This is a genomic window from Solibacillus sp. FSL W7-1436 (assembly GCF_038007305.1).
GTDB lineage: Bacteria > Bacillota > Bacilli > Bacillales_A > Planococcaceae > Solibacillus.
Genome location: NZ_JBBOWV010000001.1, coordinates 336488 through 359985, shown reverse-complemented (window position 1 = coordinate 359985; position 23498 = coordinate 336488). Strand labels below are relative to the sequence as shown.

The following is a 23498-nucleotide window of genomic DNA, read 5'->3' as shown; positions in this document are numbered from 1 at the left end:
CGAATTAGGAGGCAATATATATGACAAAGCAACGTCTATGGACATCTTTACATACTTACGAAGATATTAAGTATGAATACTATAACGGAATCGCAAAAATTACGATTAACCGTCCAGAAGTTCGCAACGCTTTCCGTCCAAAAACAACAGCGGAAATGATCGATGCTTTCACACGTGCTCGTGATGATGAACGTGTTGGTGTAATTATTTTAACAGGTGAGGGCGAGCATGCATTCTGCTCAGGCGGCGACCAAAAAGTACGCGGTCATGGCGGCTATGTAGGCGATGACGAAATTCCTCGCTTAAACGTTTTAGACTTACAAACGTTAATCCGTAAAATTCCTAAACCGGTTGTAGCGATGGTAGCAGGTTATGCAATCGGCGGCGGCCACGTACTGCACGTAGTATGTGACTTAACAATCGCTGCAGAAAATGCACGTTTCGGTCAAACAGGACCTAAAGTCGGTTCATTCGATGCTGGTTACGGTTCAGGTTACTTGGCACGTATCGTAGGACATAAAAAGGCTCGTGAAATCTGGTACTTATGCCGTCAGTATGATGCGCAGCAAGCACTTGAAATGGGCTTAGTAAACACAGTTGTACCATATGAACAGTTAGAAGATGAAACAGTAAAATGGTGTGAAGAGATGCTGGAAATGTCTCCAACAGCATTACGTTTCCTAAAAGCTGCTATGAACGCAGACACAGACGGTTTAGCTGGTATCCAACAGCTTGCTGGTGATGCGACACTTCTTTACTACACAACTGATGAAGCAAAAGAAGGCCGCGATGCATTTAAAGAGAAACGTAAACCAGACTTCGGTCAATTCCCACGTTTCCCTTGATTTGTTCGTTATAATATTCAAAAGGGATGTCCGAAAACTTTGGACATCCCTTTTCTTTACGATAGGAGGAAAAAGGGATGCAGCCAAACTGGATAAAGCAACGTGCCTATTTAACACCGAATCGTGTTGCACTGAGCTTTCATGACGAGCAATGGACGTTCAAAGAGCTTTATTTAAAGTCTGTCAGCTTAGCTTATAAATTAAATACACTTCATTTAACGCACGGAAAACGGATAGCGATATTAGCCCCGTCAACACCGCCTTTAATCGAACTGCTTTATGCATGTATGCAGGCACAGTGTGAGATGGTGCTGCTAAATGGAAGGCTTGCTAAGCAGGAACTTGCATATCAAGTTGAAGATGCGGAAGTGGATGCGATATTAGTAGCGGATGAAGAGCTTGCAAAACTTCCTGATGATGCCCGGATTATTCCATTTTCCAAGCTTTACGAGACAGCTGAATCGGAATATGAGATTGCAGCACAGTGGGAAGAGGACTTTGCCCTGACAATCATGTATACATCCGGAACAACGGGGTTTCCGAAGGGGGTTTGCCAAACGGTTTCAAACCATAGTTCCAGCGCAATCAGCTCAGCATTGAATCTAGGTATTTCAGAGAAGGATACATGGCTTTGTACTGTTCCGATTTTTCATATAAGTGGTTTTTCAATTGTCGTCCGATCGTTGCTCTATGGGATGAAAATACGTTTATATGAAAAATTCGATGCGAAAAAGTGTGCTCAGGAAATTATGGAAGGTACCGTTACGAAAATGTCGGTCGTTTCGGTCATTCTTGAAAATATACTTTCCGAAATGGAGCAGGCAGGTCAAAAAGCACACCCGCATTTTACAACCGCTTTGGCAGGTGGCGGTCCAGTACCGGTCGATTATTTAAAGCGTGCTGAAAAACTGGATTTACGTGTTGCCCAAACTTACGGTATGACGGAAACATCTTCACAAACCGCGACATTGGCAAACGAAGATGCCATGACACATATCGGATCAGCCGGCAAACCGCTGTTTTTCAATGAAATTAAAATTGATGCAAAAGACGGGGAATCCGTTGGTGAAATTTTAATCCGCGGCCCCCATGTAACACCGAAATATATCGGTCGCTTTAAAGACAAACCGACGACCATCAATGGCTGGCTTCATACAGGAGATGTCGGTTATTTAGATGAACAAGGGTATTTATATGTTGTCGATCGCCGCAGCGACTTAATTATTTCAGGTGGCGAAAATATTTATCCGGCTGAAATTGAAAATATACTCCTCGGACATCCGAACATAAAAGAGGCGGGTGTTTGCGGATTAGACGATGACAAATGGGGGCAAGTGCCTGTTGCCTTTATTGTTGCAAAAGAACAGATGACAGAACAGGAAATCATCGACTTTTGCACACAGCAATTAGCAAATTATAAAGTTCCGAAACAAGTTCACTTCGTCAGCCATTTACCTCGTAGCGGCTCCAATAAGCTTTTGCGAAGAAAGCTGATGCAGCTGCTGGAAGATTGATGCCGAAAGAAAAAGGTCCAAGCAAATGATTGCTTGGACCTGTTGTGTTATTAATTGCTTAAAGCTTGTTTGAGGACATCCATATTTTTACGCATTAATGTAAAGTAGTCTTCATTGTTTTGGATATCTTCCTTTGTTAAAACACTTAAATTATGCAATGTTAATGTTTCTGCATTTACTTCATTTTGAATGATTTCCGTTAATTTTGAAGAAACATTTTGTTCGAAGAAAATATATTGGATGTCTTCTTTATTTGCTAAATCAACAATTGACGTTAATTCCTTTTGCGAAGGTTCACTCTGTGAGTTGAGACCAGCTACAGGCACTTGATTGAAGCCGTAATGTCCTGCAATATAGCCGAATGCTGCATGTGATACAAAGAAAGTTTTCTTCGTCGTAGCGGCTGCCATCTCTTCAAAGTCTGCATGCAATGCGGCTAGTTCCGTTACTAATTGTTCGTAGTTTGAATTGAATCGTTCTTCATGTTCCGGCAATGCTGCGACAAGTTCATCTTTAATCGTTAATGCCAGCTGCTGTGAAATGACCGGTGATAGCCACACATGGGCATCATGTTCTTCGTGTGCGTGTTCTTCTCCGTGATCATCGTGTTCCTCATGTTCAGCATGTGTATGTCCTGTTGAAATATGAAGTTGATCTTCTGTTACATTAGCAGCAGCAGCAACTAATTTTACATCTTCATTTGCCAAAGTTTTTTGCGCATTTTCAACAAAACCTTCTAATCCAAGACCGATATAGAAAAATAAATCCGCATCTGCTAGAGCCATCATGTCTTTTTGGGTTGGTTCAAATGAATGTTCATTTGCACCTGCCGGATAAATAGAAGAGACATCAACAAACTCTCCGCCGATTTGTTCCGTGAAGTACTGCAAGGGATAAACGGTTGTATAAACCGAAAGGGCATCAGTGTTTTGCTGGGATTCGCTTGTATCTTTTTTAGTATCATCTGCACTACAAGCAGCTAATAATAAAATTAGTGTAAACATCGAGATGATGGTAAACCATTTTTTCATTATAAGTAAATCTCCTTAAATAGTAATAATTACGATTTGTATTTTTGAACATTTTCAATCATACAGGATTCAATAAAAAAAAACAATATAAAAAGCCTTCGAAAATTACTTTTTTTTCGAAGGCCATTTTTCAGGAACTGGATCGAATCCACCTGGATGAAGCGGCTGACATTTTAGTATTCGTATAACAGTCATGATCGATCCTTTAATTGCACCATGTTTTTCAATTGCTTCAATTCCATAGTGGGAACAGGTCGGATGGAACCGGCAAGATGGTGGTGTCATAGGTGAAATATATTTTTGATAAAGGCGAATTAACCCGATAAATAGTTTTTTCATTGCTATTTTTGCTCTCCATTTTTATAAGTCCGAATTGGTTTGTCATCAACGGTTTGTTTTAATGATACGCTGTTTTTCCGGGCAAGTAAAATAATAGAGAAAGCGAATATCCCCATGATCGTTACGATAATAATCAATACAATAGGTAAGCTCATCTTTTTCACCTCGCTTACTTCCATTTTACAGGAAAAAATTGTAGAGAGTGTGAATAATGGTTGAACTAAATGTTTTAAGATGTGCGAGAACGGATATAATACAAGCATGATACATTTCTATAAATAATAGAAATAGTAAGCTGATGTAATATCAGGATTAAAATTTCGCTAAGAAGTTTTAAATATAATTTATGAGGTGAAGGACAATGGCAAAGAAACAATTAAACACACAATTAAACGATTTAGTAGCAACATGGTCGGTAATGTACACGAAGTTACATAACTATCACTGGTATGTAAACGGACCATCATTCTTTACATTACACGTAAAATTTGAAGAACTTTACAACGAAGTAACATTAAATTTAGATGAAATTGCAGAACGTATTTTAACAAAGGGCGGCAAGCCTGTTGCAACATTAAAGGAACATTTAGAGCTATCTCTAATTGATGAAGCTTCAGGAAAAGAAGAAACAGAGGAAATGGTTTCTATCTTAATCAAAGACTTCAATACGATTATGGAAGCTTTAAACAAAGCAATGGAAACAGCTTCAGAAGAAGGCGATGATCGAACAGAGGATTTACTGAATGCTCAATTCCAAAGCCTTGAGAAACATACATGGATGTTAAATGCTTATTTAGGCCAATAATATCTGACAAACGACTCCAAATGCGGGGTCGTTTTTTGTTATGTTGGATACGGCTCTTTGCAAGATATCCTTCCTATGTATAATCGGTATTATTGCAGTCCACCTTAACTATGAGGTGAGAATAATGGAAAAAAATAATGTTTATGTATCCGTTGCCAATTTAACATGCAATCTGCATCCAGGATCATCGTATGAATTTGTATTGAGAATGGAACCTTTAAAAGCGCGTGTATTTATGAAACTGTTCAATCAGATGCAGCAACTGGAGGCATCGAATGCATTCCGTGCCCATATGCCGTTTATTCCATATCATATGGACATATTAAATCATGAGATCGACCACCGTCTAAAAAAAGTCTATGCCCTCATTCATGAATTCGGTGATGAGGAAGCGAAAAAATTTGTTGAGCAACTGCCGTACTTTACACGCTGATTAGACGATTTGATTGAACGCGGGACATCTGTTCGTTACACTATATAGTAGGAGTTGAGCGAAAAGATGTTTACATTTATCGATGAAAATAATTTAAAAGTAGATTTAAGATTTGATGAAGGTCCTTTCGAAGTTGAACCGAAGCATGTATTGGCACTCGTAAAATATAAAGGGAAATGGTTATGCACGATTCATCACCGTCGTGGTGTTGAGTTTCCAGGCGGCAAGCAGGAGCCCGGCGAAACATTATACGAAGCGGCTATCCGTGAAGTTTACGAAGAGGCAAATGTGGTCATAGAAGATGTAAAGTGGTTTGCCTACTACATTGTGCATGATGAGATTCCCTTTTGCAAAGCAGTCTTTACTGCTAAGGTAAAAGACATTGAACCTTTTACAGGAGACCATGAAACAGAAGGCATGTTATGGCTGACAGAAGAAGAGCTGTGGCAGCAGCCTAAATTAAGTTTCTATATGCGGGATGCAGGAATGAAAAAGATGTTGCAGGAAGTGAAAAATCATGAACGACAATGGTAAGATTTTTTCGATACGCAATTACCCGTCACCAAATCCCCATATCCGATTAGATGAAATTACGTATTGGTCACAAGGACTGCGTGTAAAAGGTTTATTGGCGCGTCCTAAAGCCCCTGGTACATATGAAGCGCTTTTATATTTGCGTGGGGGACTCCAGTCAATCGGCATGGTCAGACCTGCACGCATTGCCCAATTTGCGATGCAAGGTTTCGTTGTATTTGCCCCGTATTACCGCGGTAATCGAGGGGGAGAAGGTAAGGATGAATTTGCCGGTGTTGACCGTTATGATGCGGTTAACGGCATAGCAGTACTGAAACAATTTATTGAAGTGGACAAAGTGAATCTATATGGTTTTTCCCGCGGCGGATTAATGGTATTATGGACCGCAATTTTACGGGATGATATTAAATCGCTCGTAACATGGGCAGGTGTATCGGATGCGACAGCAACGTATTGGGAACGTGTTGATATGCGGCGCGGCTTAAAAAGAATTGTGGGCGGTACGCCAAACAAAGTACCGGAAAACTATGATGACCGTACACCATTATTTGAAATCGAAAAACTTCAAAATCCTGTTCTCATTATTCACGGTACAGAAGATCAGCATGTTGATATTGAGCATGCGTATAAACTGGAGCAGTGCTTAAAAAAGGAAGGGAAAACTGTTGAGACATGGTACTCATCCGGATTAAAGCATCACTATCCCCCAAGCCTAAACCGAGACACTGTAAGAAACTTGTGTGACTGGATGAAACGACAATAAACATACAATAAAAAAACAGCATTTTTCTCTAAGAGAAAAATGCTGTTTTTAGTTAAATAAAGTAGCTGATTAGTAAATTATACTAATGGGCCGCCTTTTTGAACGATTTCTTCATCAACATTCTCGAATTTCTTGAAGTTGTTTTTGAATAGTTCAGCAAGTTCAGAAGCTTTTTTATCATATGCAGCTTTGTCTGCCCATGCATCACGAGGGTTTAATACGTTAGATGGTACACCGTCCACTGTTACTGGAATGTTTAATCCGAATACAGCATCTTTTGTAGTGTCAACGTTATTTAATTTCCCTTCGATTGCAGCACGAACCATTTTACGTGTATATGAAAGCTTCATACGGCTGCCTACACCGTATTCGCCACCAGTCCAGCCAGTGTTTACTAGGAATACTTGTGAACCGTGCTCGTCAATTTTCTTACCTAATTGCTCTGCATAAACTGTAGCAGCAAGCGGTAGGAATGGAGAACCGAAGCATGTAGAGAATACTGGTTCAGGCTCTGTTACACCGCGTTCTGTTCCGGCAAGTTTAGAAGTGAAACCGCTTAGGAAGTGGTACATTGCCTGCTCTTTTGTCAATTTAGAGATAGGAGGTAATACACCAAATGCATCGGCTGTTAAGAAGACGATTGTATTTGGATGACCTGCTACTGATGGTAATACAATATTGTCGATAAAGTCGATTGGGTAAGCGACACGTGTGTTTTCCGTTAAAGAACCGTCTGCATAGTCACATTCGCGTGTTTCAGGGTCTACTGCAACGTTTTCCAGAACTGAACCAAAGCGGATCGCATTGTAAATTTCAGGCTCATTTTCAGCAGATAGGTTGATTGTTTTTGCGTAGCAACCACCTTCAATGTTGAATACACCGTTGTCAGACCAGCCGTGCTCATCATCACCGATTAATTTACGGTCTTTGTCAGCTGATAAAGTTGTTTTCCCTGTACCAGATAAACCGAAGAATAATGCTACATCGCCTTCTTCACCAACATTGGCAGAGCAGTGCATTGGGAAGATACCTTGTTCAGGCAACAAGTAGTTCATAATACCGAAGATTGACTTCTTCATTTCACCTGCGTACTCAGTTCCGCCGATTAAGATGATTTTCTTTTCGATAGATGTTATAATGAATGTTTCCGATCCAGTACCGTCTACTTCCGGATCTGCTTTGAAGTTTGGCGCAGATACGATTGTAAACTCGGCAGCGTGTTTAGCCAATTCGTCTGCTGTTGGGCGGATGAATAATTGATGACAGAATAGGTTATGCCAAGCATATTCGTTAATTACTTTAATAGATAATTGAGACTCTTTGTCTGCACCAGCAAAACCATTGAATACATATAACTCGTCACGTTCTTTTAAGTAATTTAAAACTTTTACATAAAGTTTATCAAATACTTCTGCTGAGATCGGACGGTTTACTTTACCCCAATCGATTTTGTCTTTTGAAATTTCTTCTTCTACTATATATTTATCCTTAGGAGAGCGGCCAGTATATTTGCCTGTTTCAGCGCGCAAAGCACCTTCAACAGTTAGCGTTGCTTCTCCGCGTGATGTCGCTTTTTCAATTAATTGCGGAACAGATAATTGAGTTTTAATGTTTTCCCCGTTTAAAAGTTCTTTCAGCTCGTTAGCAATTTCTACCGAATTCATCTATTAAATACCATCCTTTTTTATAGTATTCCCTTATAGAGGGGAGTTGATTCCTAATTCAAAAATAGTATAACACATTAAGCGAAATAATCTATACTAATTGCAAATTATTTTTTTCGTAAATTTTGGCGGTTCGAAAAAAGTCAAAATTTGTTGACAGTACTTGTTTTTTTGCGTAAGATGTTTAATTGAACGGATACTCTTATCCCGAGCTGGTGGAGGGGCAGGCCCTATGAAACCCGGCAACCTGCGTATATTATATACGTGTTGGTGCCAACCTGATGCAAGGGCAAAATTTCCCTTGAACGATAAGAGTGAAAGGTAACGAAACGTAATATCCTTTCCTCACGTGTGATGAACACGGCTATGAGAGAAAGGATTTTTTTTATTTTGTTTTACAATTTCGTACTGAGCGAAAATTATATAGTTACAGCCTTTCAGACCCTCGTGTTAAAGCAAATATAGCTTGACGTTAAAAAAGCGGATACGCATTTGCGTAATTCTGCAATATAACGGACATGGGTAATGAGTACCGTATCAATAAAAAACAATTGCCAAAGTGATTTAGGAGGAAATGACATGACAAATCGTCGACTGTTTACATCAGAAAGTGTAACGGAAGGACATCCGGACAAAATTTGTGATCAAATTTCGGATGCCATTTTAGACGCTATTTTAGCTGCAGATCCAAATGCACGTGTAGCTTGTGAAACTACGGTAACAACAGGCTTAGTATTAGTATCTGGTGAAATTACAACGTCTACGTATGTAGATATGAAAGGGATTATCCGCGATACAGTAGCAGAAATCGGCTATACACGCGGTAAGTACGGCTTTGATGCTGAGAATCTTGCTGTACTGGTAGCAGTAGGGGAGCAATCACCTGACATTGCACAAGGTGTTGACCAGGCATTGGAAGCGCGTGAAGGTTCAATGACGGAAGATGAACTTGAAGCAATTGGTGCAGGCGACCAAGGTTTAATGTTCGGTTATGCATGTAACGAAACACCGGAACTTATGCCGATGCCTATTTCTTTAGCCCACAAATTAGCGCGTCGTTTAACAGAAGTACGTAAATCAGGTGAATTGGAATATTTACGTCCGGATGGTAAAACACAAGTGACAATCGAATATGATGAAAACAATGAGCCTGTTCGTGTGGATACAATCGTTATTTCAACACAGCACGATGAAGAAGCAACATTGGAACAAATCCAATCAGACATTAAAGAACGCGTTATTAAGCCGGTAGTTCCTGAACATTTATTGGATGAAGCTACAAAGTACTTCATCAACCCGACAGGCCGCTTCGTAATCGGTGGACCTAAAGGAGATGCAGGTCTTACAGGCCGTAAAATTATTGTTGATACTTACGGCGGTTATGCACGTCACGGTGGCGGGGCATTCTCTGGTAAGGATGCAACGAAAGTTGACCGTTCTGCAGCATATGCAGCACGTTATGTTGCCAAAAACATTGTAGCAGCTGGCTTAGCTGACCGTGCTGAAGTACAATTGGCTTATGCAATCGGTGTTGCACAACCTGTATCAATCGCGGTTGATACGTTCGGTACAGGAAAAGTAGCAGAATCACAAATCGTAAACTGGGTTCGTGAGCTCTTTGATTTACGTCCTGCAGGCATTATTAAAATGCTTGATTTACGTCGCCCGATCTATAAGCAAACAGCCGCTTACGGACATTTCGGTCGCACAGATTTAAATGTGCCATGGGAAAATACGGATAAAGCAGCTGAATTGAAAGAAAAAGCAGGAATTTAATATAAAATAAAGGAGCATCCAGTTAGATGGAGTGCTCCTTTTTTATAATTTCCATTGAATTTCCTATATAATAGGTAGAGATTATGTTAAACAATATATGAGTGTGTAATTATTTCTGAAGTGATTTATAGTATTGACCCTTCGCCACATATTCGGAAATAATCCGATCCATATCCGCGCGGTCTTCTGCAGTTACTTCACGAACAACTTTTGCCGGGCGTCCCATCGCCAAACAATTGGGAGGAATCACTTTTCCCGGTGGTACAAGACTGCCGGCACCGATAAATGCGCCCTCGCCAATTACGGCCCCGTCCAATATGATGGAACCCATACCAACTAAAGCGCGTTTCTTAATTGTACAGCTATGTAATGTTACTTGATGACCTATTGTTACTTCATCTTCAATAATGAGAGGGTAAGCGGGACTTTGGTGAAGACAGCTCAAATCCTGGATGCTGACACGGTCGCCGATTATTGTTTTGTTGACATCACCGCGAATAACCGTGTTAAACCAGATTGAAGTTTCGGCTCCTATTGTTACATCACCGGTAATTGTGGCATAGTCGGCAATAAATGCAGATGGGTGGATCGTCGGTATTTTATCCTTATAAGGGTAAATCATTTTCAATTCCTCATTTCTTCTATAAAATTGTAGATAAATCTATAGATATCGTAACAAAACGTGAAGATTTTTCAATTAACATTTCTTTTAAACTGGATTGTATTATAATTAAACAAATAAATAGTAATATAATGATGCCGAAGTTAAAGAAAGAGTAATATCGTAATTTTTTGACGCTTGGCAAAATCTGACCATAATTTAAAGGTCTCATGAGTATGACATAAAAATAATTTATATGTAAGGAGTATGGCCATGTGGAAATGGGAAACAGAGCAACAACCGAAAGCCGTAGTCGTTATTCTTCATAGCGCATATGAACATCATCGGTGGTACGCATGGTTAATCGAAAAGTTCCGCAGTTCCCACTTTCATGTTGTAATGGGAGATTTGCCGGGACATGGAGAACAGGGAAAGTATACAAAGTATCATGATGAGGATTTTAAAGAATACTACAAGTACACAAAAGTGTTGTTGAAAGTGGCACTGGAATATAACTTACCGCTTTTTATCGTCGGAAATGGGCTGGGTGCAGCAATAGCCACGTATGTGCTCCAAAACAATAAAATAGAATGTGCGGGTGTTGTTTTAACATCACCTTGGTTTAATTTAAAGCTGGCGCCGGGGAAATTGTCGAATGCTTTATCAAGCTTCAGCGCCATTACATCGAATGTGAAGCTGAAGCATGAGTTGGAGCCTCACCATCTTACACGTAATACAGATGTATTGATGGAGCTGAAAGAACAGTTGCCGTTAACGAGTATGGTAACAGTAAAATGGTATCGCGACTGGCAGCAGATGACCCGCACAATCCGTAACCCTGAATTGAAGTTTCCGGACATTCCGGTGTTATTAATGACGGGTGAAAATGATAGAGTAACAGATATCGTTACAACAAGAAAGTGGATTACCGAGCATACGCTTTCCGAGTTTCATTACAAGCAGTGGAAAGGCTGCCTTCATAGCCTGTATTTTGAATTGGAACGGGAAGATGTATTCAAATTTACGATCGATTATATTAACAATGTTTTAAGAGATTTAGGCTATATTATTGAGTAGAAATAAACCTAACAAAATTGCAATTTGTTAGGTTTATTTTTTTAAAATAAAAAAATATATCGAAATTTTGGAATATTTGTAATATACTAAATTTCGAATTAATACATTATTTCAACAAGGGGGTATAATATGGATTTTTTGAATGATTTTGTAGGATGGGCCAATGATATTTTATGGGGTCCAGTAATGATTTACGGTATTTTAATCGTTGGTTTGTTCTTCTCAATCCTTACAAAATTTGCACAGGTCAGGTTAATTGGTGACATGTTCAAATTAATGTTTAAGGGAGAAAAGTCGGAAGCAGGTGTATCTTCGTTCCAAGCACTATCGATCGCGTTATCGGGTCGTGTAGGTACGGGGAATATCGTAGGTACAGCAACAGCAATCGCTTTCGGTGGTCCGGGTGCAGTGTTCTGGATGTGGGTGACAGCCTTTATCGGAGCATCAACGGCGTATATGGAGTCGACATTAGCGCAAATCTACAAAGAGAAAAAAGATGGACTATATCGTGGTGGTCCGGCATTCTATATTGAAAAGACAACAGGTATTCGTGCATTAGGTATTATTTTTGCCATTGCAATGATTGCATCTGTTGCATTTTTAATGCCTGGTGTTCAGGCGAATGCCATTGCTGGTGCAGTTGATAATGCATTTGGTATTGAACCATGGATTACAGGTCTTATTACAGTTCTTTTATTAGCAGTCATAATTTTTGGTGGTGTTAAGCGAATTGCAAATGCAGCGCAAATTTTAGTACCATTTATGGCATTAGCTTATTTGTTAGTAGCAGGTATTATTATTATTATGAATATTACAGCTGTGCCTGAAGTATTAGGTTTAATTTTCCGTAGTGCTTTCGCTACAGACGCTGTATTTGGCGGCATGATCGGTAGTGCGATTTTCTGGGGCGTAAAACGTGCCATCTACTCAAACGAAGCAGGTCAGGGTACAGGTCCTCACCCGGCGGCAGCGGCAGAAGTTTCGCATCCTGCAAAGCAAGGCTTAGTGCAGGCAGCTTCTGTATATATTGATACAATTTTAGTATGTTCTGCAACAGCATTAATGATTTTATTCATGGGTACATACAATGTCCATGAGGGTAGCCAAGACGGAGCGCTGATCGAAGCAAAAATGGATGAGTCGATTACGTATTCAGGCTTTACGCAAGCGGCGGTAAATGATGCATTCCCTGCTTTAAATAACTTCGGTTCAGGGTTTGTCGCAGTTTCGTTATTCCTGTTTGCCTTCACTACATTAATGGCATACTACTATATCGCTGAAACGAATGTTTCATATATGTTCAATGGCAGTGCAAGACGAATCGGGATATTCCTGATGAAGTTCGTATTATTGGCTTCGGCATTTTACGGTACAGTTAAAACGTCCGATTTAGCTTGGGCATTCGGTGACGTCGGATTAGGATTAACTGTATGGATTAACGTCATTATGCTATTGTTCATCATGAAGCCGGCCCTCATTGCACTGAAGGATTATGAGCAACAGAAAAAAGAAGGAAAAGACCCGGTATTTGATCCGAAAAAACTCGGTATTAAAAATGCAGATTTCTGGGAGACATATAAGAGAGATTAATAGAATAAAAGGAGCAGCTGATTAAAAAGCTGCTCCTTTTTTCAATGAATAATACTGCTGTAATAATTCGAACTGTTCAGTAGTAAAATCCTTTTGGCCGCGAATATATTTTTCATATAAATTGTAGTAGCAAATTGTTAAATATTCATCATTATGATGGCGGCTGTATGGCGGATAGTTTTCGGGAATATGGAGACCGTCAAAATAACGATTCATCTTATCGATTGTACGAATCTTAATGTCGCGGGCGCGCATTTCCGCCAGAACAATTTGGGTATAAATATATAAATCCTCTTTCGGGTATTCGTAAATATAATTGATCAGTACATGTTTGTCTTCCTTCACGAAAATGCTGTTCAGCTCGCGCCACTGGGCAAGCAGCTGACTTTTCGGAATAAAAGGGATTAGCTCGGTATGCCATAAACGCATCATTTCACCTCATTTAAAGAATCATGAAAGATATGAAAAAGAGCTAAGTAAACTTAGCCCTCTATCGGAAATTCTTTTACTTTTTCTAATGCAATGATAAACGGGGGATCATTTTTCTGATTCATAAACTCATAGCGCAAAACATGTACATGTTTCTGCGGTAGATCACTTACATAGCGAATCACTTCGTCGCGCTCGTCTTTTCCGCCTTCATGACCATAATAAACGACTAAAACGATCATTCCTCCGACTTTTAACAGCTTCAACAAACTTTCGATTGCTTGGATCGTAGTGTTCGGCTTCGTTACAATATCATGATTGCTGCCCGGCAGGTACCCGAGATTGAAAATTGCGGCTGAAACAGGTTTGTGAATATAGTTTGCTACATTTTCATGCCCATCTTTTAAAACAATCGCCCGATGCTCAAGTGCATGATCGAGCAGACGGTGTAATGTCGCATCAACCGCTTCTTTTTGTACGTCAAACGCATACACATAGCCGTCATCTCCAACGAGATTTGCCAGAAAAAGCGTGTCATGACCATTTCCTGCAGTTGCATCGACTGCAATATCTCCCTCGGAAACTGACATTTCCAATAAGGTTTGGGCATATTGAAGAACACGTTCTAGTTTCATTTTTTCACATCCGCCTTATAAAACTTTCCTTGGTAAGAACCGCGGCGTTCCAGCTCTGCATCAATTCCGTTCAGAACTTCCCATTTGTTGACAGACCACATTGGACCAATCATTAAATCGATCGGACCATCACCGGTAATACGGTGGACGATCATTTCAGGAGGAATAATTTCCAGCTGATCTGCCACCAGTTGAATATAAGCATCCTTCTCCATAAATTCCAGCATGCCTTTTTCGTACTGCTTCACAAGCGGTGTCCCTTTTAAAAGGTGCAGCAGATGGATTTTGATGCCTTGTACATCCAGTTTCGCCACTTCACGTGCTGTTTCCATCATCATATCGTAATCCTCTAAAGGTAATCCGTTAATAATATGTGTCACGACACGAATTCCATGCTTGCGCAATTTATTGACACCTTCCACATATGTCGCGTAATCATGTGCACGGTTAATTAAATTTGCTGTTTTTTCATGAACTGTTTGAAGTCCCAGTTCCACCCACAAATACGTACGTTCATTTAACTCTGCCAAATACTCTACAACATCATCCGGCAAACAGTCAGGACGCGTTGCAATTGAAAGCCCCATTACTCCTTCACAGGCAAGTGCTGCTTCAAACTTTTCCTTTAATACTTCAAGTGGAGCATGCGTATTTGTATACGCTTGGAAATACGCCATTGTTAAGCCGTCTTTCCATTTGTTCTCCATTTTTGCTTTAATCTTTTCGAACTGTACGGGAATCGGATCGACTTTACTGCCCGCAAAGTCTCCTGAACCTGCTGCCGAACAGAATGTACAACCGCCAAAAGCGACTGTACCATCACGGTTTGGGCAATCAAAACCTGCATCCAAAGCAACCTTGTAAACTTTCTTTCCGAATTCATTTCGCAGATAGCGATTCCATGTATAATAACGTTTCCCGTCTGACGGGAAAGGGAAATTTGTTTCAGTCATTCCTAGTTCACTCCTCTAACGTATTATTCTAACACGGACGGAACATCGTGTCCTACTAGAAATCTTTTTCTTGTACAAATTCCTGTTACAGAATAAACTAGTAAATTGAGCAAATATTGAAGGAGGAAGTTGAGTGCCGAAACAAGTATGGTTTTTAATTATTGGCACATTCGTAAATACGGTCGGAAATTCATTTTTATGGCCTTTAAATAGTATTTATATTCATGATCATTTAGGAAAATCTTTAACTACCGCTGGAATTGTCCTCATGCTGAATTCATTGGCAGGTGTGTTCGGCAATCTGGTAGGTGGTTATTTATTTGATAGATTAGGTGGCTATAAAGCAATTTTAATTGGGGTTGTATTTAATTTATTGTCAATCACACTGTTAACCATTTGGCATGACTGGCCGCAATACATCATATTTTTGACGATGTTGGGCTTTAGCGGGGGGATTGTGTACCCGGCGATTTATGCGATAGCAGGGAGTGCCTGGCCAGAAGGGGGGCGACGTGCGTTTAATTCGATCTTTTTGGCGAACAACGTAGGGGTCGCAATTGGACCGGCATTGGCAGGCATTGTTGCCGATATTAAATTTGACTATGTATTTAGTGCGAATCTATTTTTCTACGCTGTATTTTTTGTGCTTGTCATCACGACATATAAGCGGTTTGATATGAAGGGACTGACAACAAAGCCGTTCTCAGGTAATGAGACAAAACGAAGAAACAGGGGACCGATTGTGGCGATCAGTATATTAAGTATATCATTAATCGTCTGCTGGTTAAGTTACTCTCAATGGAGCGCGACCATTTCTTCTTATACGCAGGGGCTGGGAATGAGCCTGTCCGAATACAGTTTACTATGGACGATTAACGGATTTATGATCGTTGCAGTTCAACCGATTATCCGACCGCTTGTCACACGCTGGGAAAACAAAATAAAACATCAGCTGGTTCTTGGTCTCATATTGATGTCGCTATCTTATATCGTCGTCTATTTTGCCCAGGACTTTAAGATGTTTGCTGCAGCGATGGTCATTTTGACGTTCGGCGAAGTGTTCTTTACACCGGTAATTCCGATGATTGCCAATAAATTGGCGCCTCATGGACAAGAGGGTTTCTATCAAGGGCTAGTCAACAGTGCATCAACAATGGGACGGATGATTGGTCCTGTGTTTGGCGGGTTAATGGTAGATTTATATGGCATGCAAATTTTGATGCTAATATTATCCCTGCTCATTGTCATGGCTATTATTCCGTGTCTGGTCTTTGATCGGACGCTGGGAAAAGAACAAACATAAAACAGTTACTTGTACTTTTGTGTTGAATTCGTTAAAATGAATGAAATAATAATATTGACTGTGATGAGGAATAGTAAACGGACGCACTTTATAGAGAGCTGGCGGCAGGTGGAAGCCGGTAAGTGTCAAGTTGAACTCGCCTCGGAGTTTGCTTTAGTGAAGTAATAGTAGCTAATGGCCGTGTATTCGCGTTAAGAAATGAAGCTGAGTGCTGCGTCACTAATTTGGGTGGTACCGCGGGAGTATAAAATACCTCTCGTCCCTTCTTATCATAAGATGGGACGGGATTTTTTTATTTTTTAAATATTCTGTTAAATCATTGATGATGCGCCTAAAATACATAAACCACAGCAAGAATATATTTAAAGGAGGAATTATTGTGAGTTTTAATCATCAGCAAATTGAAAAAAAGTGGCAAACGTTTTGGGATGTCAATAAAACATTCAAAACTGAAAATGAAATGGATAAACCGAAATTTTATGCATTGGATATGTTCCCGTATCCATCAGGTGCGGGTCTGCACGTAGGACACCCTGAAGGCTATACGGCGACAGATATTTTATCTCGTTTTAAACGTATGCAAGGCTATAATGTACTTCATCCAATGGGTTGGGATGCATTCGGTTTACCTGCAGAGCAATATGCACTTGATACAGGAAATGACCCTGCTGAATTTACGGCAAAAAACATCGCAACATTTAAACGTCAAATTAACGAACTAGGTTTCTCTTATGACTGGGATCGTGAAATTAATACAACTGACCCGTCATACTACAAATGGACGCAATGGATTTTCACTAAGTTAGTGGAAATGGATTTAGCGTATGTGGATGAAGTGGCAGTAAACTGGTGTGAAGCATTAGGTACAGTACTTGCAAACGAAGAAGTAATCGACGGAGTTTCTGAGCGCGGCGGCCACCCGGTAGTTCGTCGTCCGATGCGACAATGGGTACTGCGTATTACAAAATATGCAGACCGTTTAGTCGATGATTTAGTTGATGTTGACTGGCCTGAATCGATCAAGGAAATGCAGCGTAACTGGATCGGCCGTTCTGAAGGCGCACAAGTGAAATTCACAGTTGCCAACACAGACAAAAACTTCGAAGTATTCACAACACGTCCGGATACATTATTTGGCGCGACTTATTGTGTATTAGCTCCAGAGCATAAATTAGTAGCTGACATTACTACTGCAGAGCAAAAAGAAGCGGTAGAAGCATACTTGGAAAAAGTATCGTTAAAATCTGATTTAGAACGTACAGACTTAGCAAAAGAAAAAACAGGTGTATTCACAGGTGCTTATGCAGTGAACCCGATTAACGGCAAACAAGTGCCAATCTGGATTGCGGATTATGTATTGGCAACATACGGAACAGGTGCAATTATGGCTGTTCCTGCACACGATGAGCGCGACTATGAATTTGCTAAAGAGTTCAACTTGGAAATTATTCCGGTTCTTGAAGGCGGAGACATCGAGAATGAAGCATTCACTGGTGACGGTGCGCACATTAACTCGGACTTCCTGAACGGATTAAATAAAGCAGAAGGTATTGCGAAGGCAATTGAATGGTTAGTGGAAAATGGTGTAGGGGAAAAGAAAATCACTTACCGTCTACGTGACTGGTTATTCAGCCGTCAACGTTATTGGGGTGAACCAATTCCAGTAATTCACTGGGAAGATGGCACAATGACTACGATCCCTGTAGAAGAGCTGCCACTGGAATTACCGAAAACAACAAACATCCGACCTTCAGGTACAGGTGAATCACCACTTGCAAATATTGAAGAATGGGTAAATGTAGTTGATCCGGTAACAGGCAAAAAAGGACGCCGTGAAACGAATACAATGCCGCAATGGGCTGGTTCATCATGGTACTTCCTGCGCTATATCGATCCGAAAAATGATCAGGCGCTTGCAGATCCTGAACTATTAAAACACTGGCTTCCAGTCGATATTTATATCGGTGGTGCTGAGCACGCGGTACTTCACTTACTATACGCACGCTTCTGGCATAAAGTGCTTTATGATTTAGGGCTAGTTCATACGAAGGAACCGTTCCAAAAGTTATTTAACCAAGGGATGATTCTAGGTGAAGGTAATGAAAAAATGTCTAAATCTAAAGGCAATGTAGTAAACCCGGATGACATTATCGCTTCACACGGTGCAGATACATTACGTTTATACGAAATGTTCATGGGTCCACTGGAAGCTTCTGTAGCATGGAGCACGAACGGCCTTGATGGGGCACGTCGTTTCCTAGATCGTATCTGGCGTCTATTCGTAACAGATGAAGGAAAGCTAGCTGCAAAAATTCAAGATTCTTCTGATACGACATTGGAAAAAGTGTATCACCAAACTGTGAAAAAAGTGACAGAAGACTATGAAGGCATTCGCTTCAACACAGCGATTTCACAAATGATGGTATTCATTAATGACTGCTACAAAGCGGAAGTAATTCCAACAGAATATGCAAAAGGCTTCGTGAAGCTTTTATCACCGATCGCACCGCATATTGCCGAAGAGCTTTGGTCAATTTTAGGACATGAAGACACAATTACGTATGCAACATGGCCAACATTCGATGAGTCGAAACTAGTAGACGATGAAATCGAAGTTGTTGTACAAGTTTTAGGTAAAGTACGTGCAAAAGTAACGGTTGCAAAAGATATTACTAAAGAAGAGTTAGAAAAAGTTGCTTTAGCAGACAGCAAAGTACAAGAATTTATCGAAGGAAAAGCAGTTGTGAAAGTAATTGTCATCCCAGGTAAATTAGTTAATATCGTTGTTAAATAATTATTGAAATAAAATTAATGAGGCAGGGACATAAGTAGAATGACCGTTAAATAATAGGAAAGCCTTTGTTAAGAAACGGATATTTTGCAAAATTGATTGGAATGCAGGGCGACTCCTGCGGGAATAGCGTGACGCCTGAGACTACAGGCTCAGGCCACGCCCGCGGAAAGCGTCCCGGAATGGAAATCAATTTTAACGCTCAGCAAAAAAAGGGGGTGGGACAAAACCCGCCTCAAAATCAAAAGCCGTTCAAATTTTACGATGAGTAAAGTTTGAACGGCTTTATTATTATGTGTCTACTATGTAGTCGTTGTTCTCCGTTACGGCGGACGCTTTCCTGGGGGCACGGCTCGAGCCTGTAGTCTCTCCCACGTGCTTGTCCCCTGGGAGTCGCCGCCTTCACTCCGAACAACTAATTTTTCTTCTATATCAAGTAAATCTCTGCATAATTTCAGGCATGAAAAAAGGACATTCTCTGTTAAAATTTAAGTATCCTACAACCAAATTTCAAACGAAAGAAGTGTCCCTATGTTTAAAGATTATAACATGAATCAAATTATATTACCGCTAGATTTAGAAGTAAAGTTACATAAAAATGATATTGCCTTTTCTATCCATCATTTGGTCGAAAGCATTCCGAACGAAGCTTTCGCTCCTTTTATTCACCATACTGGTTGTCCATCATATCATCCACGTATGATGCTAAAGCTGATTTTATGCGGTTACACACAATCCACTTTTTCAGGAAGAAAAATAGAGGATCTGACAAGAGACAGTATCCGTATGATGTGGCTTGCCCAAGGATATGAACCAAGTTATCGCACTATTAACCGTTTTCGTGTACATCCCAATATGAAGGAACTCATTCGCCAATGTTTTGTACAATTCCGCTGTCAGCTAGTTGAAGAAAAACTCATCGATCAAGAAGCGATTTTTATCGATGGCACAAAGATTGAGGCAAATGCCAATAAGTTCACATTTGTTTGGAAAAAATCAGTGGAAAAACATCATACCAACCTCGTAGAAAAATCAAATAAACTTTACGATGAGTTATTGGAACATCAAATTATTCCTGAAATCAAACGTGAAAGTGATGAGCAGTTATCGATAGAAGAGTTAACTCAAGTAGCACATCACCTAGAAGAAGTAGTCGACGACTATACAAGCAAAATAGAACATTCTGAAGATGTCATTGAGCGAAAAAGATTACGTAGCGAACGAAAAACACCGAAGCAAATCCTCAAACAAGTACATGATTGGATCATAAGAAAGCAGAAATACCAAAAAGATTTTGAAGTGTTTGGCACACGTAACAGTTATTCAAAGACGGATCATGAAGCAACATTTATGCGGATGAAAGATGACTATATGCAAAACGGCCAATTGAAGCCAGGGTATAATGTACAAATCGCTACAGAAGGTCAATATACACTCGCGTACGATGTATTTCCAAATCCAACAGACACGAAAACACTTATTCCATTTCTTAGTCAAATTGAAGAAAATTATTTCGAGTTACCAAAACATATTGTAGCGGATGCCGGATACGGCAGTGAACAGAATTACCATGATATTCTTAACAAACGCAAACGAACTCCACTCATTACATTTAATCAATACTTGAACGAACAGAAGCGAAAATATAAAAATGATCCTTTTAAGACAAGTAATTGGGTGTATGAGAAAGAAAACGATGTCTACATTTGCCCAAATGAAAAGAGATTACGATTCCAATATAACTCTGTTCGTACAGATAAATCGGGTTTCCAACGAGAATTTAAAATCTATGAATGTGAGGAATGTACAGGGTGTCCTTTCCGTACAAAATGTACAAAAGCTGCAGAAGGTAAAAATCGTAGACTCATGATTAATGAGAAATGGGAAAAACAAAAAGAAGAAGTAAGAGTGAAGCTTTCAGAAGAAAAAACGGCTGCCATTTATCGTCGACGTAAAATCGACGTGGAACCAGTTTTTGGATTCTTGAAGGCTAATTTGTGTTTCCGTCGATTTTCTGTTCGTGGAAAATCGAAAGTTACTAACGAAATAGGTTTGGCATTAATGGCCACAAATTTAAGGAAGTATGCGGTAAGAGGATAACACCTCTTCCAATATTTTCTTTATAAAACGCAAAAAAGAGAAATTGCATTGTGCAATTTCTCTTTTTGCGTAAACTGGAACTAATTCTGTCCCAACCCCTTTCTTACGATTAGTCAAGTGTATTCTACAACTTTAGTAGCTATTTTAGATTTGAGTGTAGGGGCATAGTTTCTCTCTTTATTTTACACGTATATTTTTATATGCCAAAAAGACCTAACGATTTTTATTTTTTTCGAGAGGTCTGTATGATATAGTGGAGTTACGTTTTATTACGATTTCTGAGCTGGTAGTGCGGACTCATAATCGTAAAGGATGCCTCGTGTTAATAACTGAAATGTCACTTTCAGAAACTTATTAACACAGGCGATGATCGCAACCTTATGAGGCTTTCTCTGAGGTTGCGTTTTTAATTTATAATAGTAATCCGCAAAATGATTTGGTTTCTCTTTTAACATAAGCATCCCTTGCATCATGAAATATAAAATTTTCCGCAAATGTTTATTCCCACGCTTATTGATACGATCCCGATATTGTGTGTTCCCGGATTGATAGCGCATGATATCGATCCCTGCGTAGGCGTTTAATTGTTTTGCATTTCGGAAGCGGCGAATATCACCGATTTCACCAATCAAGCGACAAGCTGTTGATTCACCCACACCAGGGATGGAGCGTAATACAAGATATTCTTGACGTTCTTTTGATAGCTCCGTCATCTGTTGGACAAGCGCCTCTTTCTTTTCCTTCAGTTCTGCAATACGAGTTGCGTAATCCTTTACTTGATCACACCTTACATCTGTCGGCTTAATGGCCGGATAACTATTTTGAGCTGCTTCCATCAGTTCAACGGCTTTTTTCTCTGCACGAGTAAGGGAAAGGTTCTTTTTCGTATTCGCCTTCAACCGATTTTTTATGACGGTTTTTGAATGAGACAAAACAAAGGTAGGGTGTGGGTAAAGCTGTACGATATTTAAAAATAATGCGGAACTTGGCGTAATGAGTTTTTCAAGCTCTGGAAAACTCATCTGTAAAATCGCATGCATCCGACTCTTTAGTAAAATCATTTCCTCATCGATTTCATCATAATAGCGTGTAAGTGCACGCATCTGTTCATAATAATCATCTTGAACGTAAGTCGCTTCACGTTCCAATCTAAAATGCGTTTTGGCTAGTTCATGTGCGTCACTTACATCCGTTTTATGGCGTCGCATTTTCGCCATCTGTAAATTCGCTTCAAGTGGATTCATCCGACTATATGTATAGCCATGATTTTTGAAAAACGCTTCTACTGATTTGGAATAGACGCCTGTTGCTTCAAATACAATTTCAGGAGCTTGTCCATCTAGTTTCTTCATTTCTTCGATACGCTCGTGTAATCGCTCAAAGTCAATTCGTGTGTGATTTAATTCGCCTTCAAACTCACATTTTCGATACCGATCATAAATAACGACCGAACTTTTGCCTTTACTAACATCTAACGCAATGACATGTTTCATGATTTCATTCTCCTTTTTAGCCAGTCATAGAAGCCTTCACAATACCTTATCGATTCCACTTTCTTATACACGATCTCTTTGGACCCAACATACTAAACTGATTCATATAAGGGCGTGAAGTTAGCCGGTTTTTTTAAACGGACTCACAAATGGTCCCAGGGGCTGGTCGGCTTTTCTTCACTTCTACTATAAAAAAATAGTAGCACAAACCATGGCCTTGGTTTGTACTACTAATGTTAGTATGTTTTTTATTTAGATTTTGCATGAAAAGCAAAAATAACTATGTTGCGTAACTGATTTCTATGTAATACTAGAATAGTAAATGGTCACATTTAATGAATTGAAGAAAGAAGTGTAACAACATGGCACAAGCATCACATTCAGTACAAATCCCAGTTAGCCAGGAGAAAGTATGGGCTTTCGTAAGTAAAATTGAAAAATGGGCTGTATTGGTTCCAGCTTACAAAGAGCATAAAGAACTGGATGCCCAAACATCACATTGGACATTCGAAGGAAACTTTAAAGGCTTAAAGAAAAAAGTTGAAATCGAAATCAAAATTATCGAAATGAATGAGCCTTCTAAAATCAAATTTGAAATTACAGGGCTATCGGATAATATTAAAGGCGGCGGTGAATTTACTGCCGAGCCGAAAGATGGCGATACATATATGACCGGTACAGTAGAAGTAACTGCCGGCGGTCTTTCAGGCGCAGTATTGAATCCGGCTATTAAAGTATTATTGCCAAAAGTAACGACTCGCTTAACAGAAAAAATCGCTCGTCATATTCAAGCGTAATTACCACAAACCCCTACCGGAAAAA

The 23498-nt window shown here is 39.8% G+C and carries 22 protein-coding genes, 1 riboswitch and 1 other annotated feature; of the genes, 13 read left to right on the top strand and 9 right to left on the bottom strand.

Annotated features, from left to right (window positions below; translation table 11 throughout):
- Positions 1 to 20 precede the first annotated feature (20 nt).
- Both menB and MKX73_RS01685 read left to right on the top strand, forming a co-directional pair.
- Positions 21 to 845, top strand: coding sequence for a 1,4-dihydroxy-2-naphthoyl-CoA synthase (gene menB, locus MKX73_RS01690; RefSeq protein WP_340716047.1), 825 nt, complete (start codon positions 21 to 23; stop codon positions 843 to 845).
- A 77-nt stretch (positions 846 to 922) separates the two neighbouring features.
- Positions 923 to 2359 (top strand): o-succinylbenzoate--CoA ligase, encoded by a 1437-nt coding sequence (locus MKX73_RS01685; RefSeq protein WP_340716046.1) that lies wholly within the window; start codon positions 923 to 925, stop codon positions 2357 to 2359.
- A gap of 50 nt (positions 2360 to 2409) precedes the next feature.
- Here MKX73_RS01685 and MKX73_RS01680 read toward each other — a convergent pair whose 3' ends face one another.
- The 3 genes from MKX73_RS01680 to MKX73_RS01670 form a co-directional block, all read right to left on the bottom strand.
- Complete coding sequence (locus MKX73_RS01680; protein ID WP_340716045.1) at positions 2410 to 3390, bottom strand: metal ABC transporter solute-binding protein, Zn/Mn family; 981 nt, start codon at positions 3388 to 3390, stop codon at positions 2410 to 2412.
- 105 nt (positions 3391 to 3495) lie between these two features.
- On the bottom strand, positions 3496 to 3729 hold the full coding sequence (gene yidD, locus MKX73_RS01675; protein ID WP_340716044.1) for a membrane protein insertion efficiency factor YidD: 234 nt from the start codon (positions 3727 to 3729) through the stop codon (positions 3496 to 3498).
- A gap of 2 nt (positions 3730 to 3731) precedes the next feature.
- Complete coding sequence (locus tag MKX73_RS01670; protein ID WP_340716043.1) at positions 3732 to 3884, bottom strand: hypothetical protein; 153 nt, start codon at positions 3882 to 3884, stop codon at positions 3732 to 3734.
- A gap of 206 nt (positions 3885 to 4090) precedes the next feature.
- Between MKX73_RS01670 and MKX73_RS01665 the strand changes: the two genes are divergently transcribed.
- From MKX73_RS01665 to MKX73_RS01650, 4 genes are all read left to right on the top strand, one after another.
- A complete protein-coding gene (locus tag MKX73_RS01665) occupies positions 4091 to 4534 on the top strand; it encodes a Dps family protein (protein WP_340716042.1) in 444 nt (147 codons plus the stop codon).
- Between the two features lie 124 nt (positions 4535 to 4658).
- Positions 4659 to 4967: a transposase gene (locus tag MKX73_RS01660; protein ID WP_340716041.1), complete on the top strand. Its 309-nt coding sequence runs from the start codon at positions 4659 to 4661 to the stop codon at positions 4965 to 4967.
- Positions 4968 to 5033: 66 nt separating this feature from the next.
- Positions 5034 to 5501 (top strand): NUDIX hydrolase, encoded by a 468-nt coding sequence (locus MKX73_RS01655; RefSeq protein WP_340716040.1) that lies wholly within the window; start codon positions 5034 to 5036, stop codon positions 5499 to 5501.
- Positions 5485 to 6264 carry an alpha/beta hydrolase family protein gene (locus MKX73_RS01650; RefSeq protein WP_340716039.1) on the top strand — a complete coding sequence of 260 codons (780 nt, stop codon included), beginning with the start codon at positions 5485 to 5487 and terminating at the stop codon, positions 6262 to 6264. Before MKX73_RS01655 ends, MKX73_RS01650 begins: the two co-directional genes overlap by 17 nt.
- A gap of 77 nt (positions 6265 to 6341) precedes the next feature.
- Here MKX73_RS01650 and pckA read toward each other — a convergent pair whose 3' ends face one another.
- Entirely contained in the window at positions 6342 to 7928 is a 1587-nt protein-coding gene (gene pckA, locus MKX73_RS01645; protein ID WP_340716038.1) for a phosphoenolpyruvate carboxykinase (ATP), read from the bottom strand.
- 199 nt (positions 7929 to 8127) lie between these two features.
- Positions 8128 to 8243: riboswitch (SAM riboswitch) on the top strand.
- A 264-nt stretch (positions 8244 to 8507) separates the two neighbouring features.
- On the opposite strand from pckA, the gene metK reads away from it, so the two are divergent.
- On the top strand, positions 8508 to 9704 hold the full coding sequence (gene metK, locus MKX73_RS01640; RefSeq protein WP_340716037.1) for a methionine adenosyltransferase: 1197 nt from the start codon (positions 8508 to 8510) through the stop codon (positions 9702 to 9704).
- Positions 9705 to 9813: 109 nt separating this feature from the next.
- Here the strand turns inward: metK and MKX73_RS01635 are convergent, their stop codons facing one another.
- Positions 9814 to 10326, bottom strand: a complete 513-nt coding sequence (locus tag MKX73_RS01635) for a gamma carbonic anhydrase (protein WP_340716036.1) — start codon at positions 10324 to 10326, stop codon at positions 9814 to 9816.
- Between the two features lie 252 nt (positions 10327 to 10578).
- Here MKX73_RS01635 and MKX73_RS01630 point away from each other — a divergent pair, with 252 nt between their 5' ends.
- Both MKX73_RS01630 and MKX73_RS01625 read left to right on the top strand, forming a co-directional pair.
- Positions 10579 to 11382: an alpha/beta hydrolase gene (locus MKX73_RS01630; protein ID WP_340716035.1), complete on the top strand. Its 804-nt coding sequence runs from the start codon at positions 10579 to 10581 to the stop codon at positions 11380 to 11382.
- 129 nt (positions 11383 to 11511) lie between these two features.
- Positions 11512 to 12972, top strand: a complete 1461-nt coding sequence (locus tag MKX73_RS01625; protein WP_340716034.1) for an alanine/glycine:cation symporter family protein — start codon at positions 11512 to 11514, stop codon at positions 12970 to 12972.
- 21 nt (positions 12973 to 12993) lie between these two features.
- Here the strand turns inward: MKX73_RS01625 and MKX73_RS01620 are convergent, their stop codons facing one another.
- Genes MKX73_RS01620 through MKX73_RS01610 form a run of 3 tightly spaced genes read right to left on the bottom strand, consistent with a single transcriptional unit; the run spans position 12994 to position 14989 of the window.
- Positions 12994 to 13404, bottom strand: a complete 411-nt coding sequence (locus MKX73_RS01620; RefSeq protein ID WP_340716033.1) for a pyrimidine dimer DNA glycosylase/endonuclease V — start codon at positions 13402 to 13404, stop codon at positions 12994 to 12996.
- 50 nt (positions 13405 to 13454) lie between these two features.
- Positions 13455 to 14036 carry a class I SAM-dependent methyltransferase gene (locus tag MKX73_RS01615; protein ID WP_340716032.1) on the bottom strand — a complete coding sequence of 194 codons (582 nt, stop codon included), beginning with the start codon at positions 14034 to 14036 and terminating at the stop codon, positions 13455 to 13457.
- A complete protein-coding gene (locus MKX73_RS01610; protein WP_340716031.1) occupies positions 14033 to 14989 on the bottom strand; it encodes a TIGR01212 family radical SAM protein in 957 nt (318 codons plus the stop codon). Before MKX73_RS01610 ends, MKX73_RS01615 begins: the two co-directional genes overlap by 4 nt.
- A 133-nt stretch (positions 14990 to 15122) precedes the next feature.
- Between MKX73_RS01610 and MKX73_RS01605 the strand changes: the two genes are divergently transcribed.
- The 3 genes from MKX73_RS01605 to MKX73_RS01595 all read left to right on the top strand — a co-directional run bounded on the left by MKX73_RS01605 (position 15123) and on the right by MKX73_RS01595 (position 21183).
- Positions 15123 to 16292: an MDR family MFS transporter gene (locus MKX73_RS01605; RefSeq protein WP_340716030.1), complete on the top strand. Its 1170-nt coding sequence runs from the start codon at positions 15123 to 15125 to the stop codon at positions 16290 to 16292.
- Positions 16293 to 16343: 51 nt separating this feature from the next.
- Positions 16344 to 16559: a binding site (T-box leader), on the top strand.
- Between the two features lie 112 nt (positions 16560 to 16671).
- A complete protein-coding gene (gene leuS, locus MKX73_RS01600; RefSeq protein ID WP_340716029.1) occupies positions 16672 to 19086 on the top strand; it encodes a leucine--tRNA ligase in 2415 nt (804 codons plus the stop codon).
- Between the two features lie 528 nt (positions 19087 to 19614).
- On the top strand, positions 19615 to 21183 hold the full coding sequence (locus MKX73_RS01595) for an IS1182 family transposase (protein ID WP_340715958.1): 1569 nt from the start codon (positions 19615 to 19617) through the stop codon (positions 21181 to 21183).
- Positions 21184 to 21452: 269 nt separating this feature from the next.
- Here the strand turns inward: MKX73_RS01595 and MKX73_RS01590 are convergent, their stop codons facing one another.
- Positions 21453 to 22676, bottom strand: coding sequence for an IS110 family transposase (locus MKX73_RS01590; protein WP_340715959.1), 1224 nt, complete (start codon positions 22674 to 22676; stop codon positions 21453 to 21455).
- Positions 22677 to 23038: 362 nt separating this feature from the next.
- On the opposite strand from MKX73_RS01590, the gene MKX73_RS01585 reads away from it, so the two are divergent.
- Positions 23039 to 23473 carry a CoxG family protein gene (locus MKX73_RS01585; protein ID WP_340716028.1) on the top strand — a complete coding sequence of 145 codons (435 nt, stop codon included), beginning with the start codon at positions 23039 to 23041 and terminating at the stop codon, positions 23471 to 23473.
- The last annotated feature ends 25 nt before the right edge of the window (positions 23474 to 23498 follow it).

Excerpts from the sequence above, each read along its gene's own strand:
- MKX73_RS01590 (WP_340715959.1), bottom strand. The coding sequence starts at position 22,676 with ATGAAACATGTCATTGCGTTAGATGTTAGTAAAGGCAAAAGTTCGGTC.
- MKX73_RS01635 (WP_340716036.1), bottom strand. The coding sequence starts at position 10,326 with ATGATTTACCCTTATAAGGATAAAATACCGACGATCCACCCATCTGCA.
- menB (WP_340716047.1), top strand. The coding sequence starts at position 21 with ATGACAAAGCAACGTCTATGGACATCTTTACATACTTACGAAGATATT.
- MKX73_RS01630 (WP_340716035.1), top strand. The coding sequence starts at position 10,579 with ATGTGGAAATGGGAAACAGAGCAACAACCGAAAGCCGTAGTCGTTATT.
- MKX73_RS01660 (WP_340716041.1), top strand. The coding sequence starts at position 4,659 with ATGGAAAAAAATAATGTTTATGTATCCGTTGCCAATTTAACATGCAAT.
- MKX73_RS01655 (WP_340716040.1), top strand. The coding sequence starts at position 5,034 with ATGTTTACATTTATCGATGAAAATAATTTAAAAGTAGATTTAAGATTT.
- MKX73_RS01610 (WP_340716031.1), bottom strand. The coding sequence starts at position 14,989 with ATGACTGAAACAAATTTCCCTTTCCCGTCAGACGGGAAACGTTATTAT.
- MKX73_RS01620 (WP_340716033.1), bottom strand. The coding sequence starts at position 13,404 with ATGATGCGTTTATGGCATACCGAGCTAATCCCTTTTATTCCGAAAAGT.
- pckA (WP_340716038.1), bottom strand. The coding sequence starts at position 7,928 with ATGAATTCGGTAGAAATTGCTAACGAGCTGAAAGAACTTTTAAACGGG.
- yidD (WP_340716044.1), bottom strand. The coding sequence starts at position 3,729 with ATGAAAAAACTATTTATCGGGTTAATTCGCCTTTATCAAAAATATATT.
- MKX73_RS01615 (WP_340716032.1), bottom strand. The coding sequence starts at position 14,036 with ATGAAACTAGAACGTGTTCTTCAATATGCCCAAACCTTATTGGAAATG.
- MKX73_RS01670 (WP_340716043.1), bottom strand. The coding sequence starts at position 3,884 with ATGAGCTTACCTATTGTATTGATTATTATCGTAACGATCATGGGGATA.
- MKX73_RS01665 (WP_340716042.1), top strand. The coding sequence starts at position 4,091 with ATGGCAAAGAAACAATTAAACACACAATTAAACGATTTAGTAGCAACA.
- MKX73_RS01595 (WP_340715958.1), top strand. The coding sequence starts at position 19,615 with ATGTTTAAAGATTATAACATGAATCAAATTATATTACCGCTAGATTTA.
- MKX73_RS01680 (WP_340716045.1), bottom strand. The coding sequence starts at position 3,390 with ATGAAAAAATGGTTTACCATCATCTCGATGTTTACACTAATTTTATTA.
- MKX73_RS01625 (WP_340716034.1), top strand. The coding sequence starts at position 11,512 with ATGGATTTTTTGAATGATTTTGTAGGATGGGCCAATGATATTTTATGG.
- MKX73_RS01585 (WP_340716028.1), top strand. The coding sequence starts at position 23,039 with ATGGCACAAGCATCACATTCAGTACAAATCCCAGTTAGCCAGGAGAAA.
- MKX73_RS01650 (WP_340716039.1), top strand. The coding sequence starts at position 5,485 with ATGAACGACAATGGTAAGATTTTTTCGATACGCAATTACCCGTCACCA.
- MKX73_RS01685 (WP_340716046.1), top strand. The coding sequence starts at position 923 with ATGCAGCCAAACTGGATAAAGCAACGTGCCTATTTAACACCGAATCGT.
- metK (WP_340716037.1), top strand. The coding sequence starts at position 8,508 with ATGACAAATCGTCGACTGTTTACATCAGAAAGTGTAACGGAAGGACAT.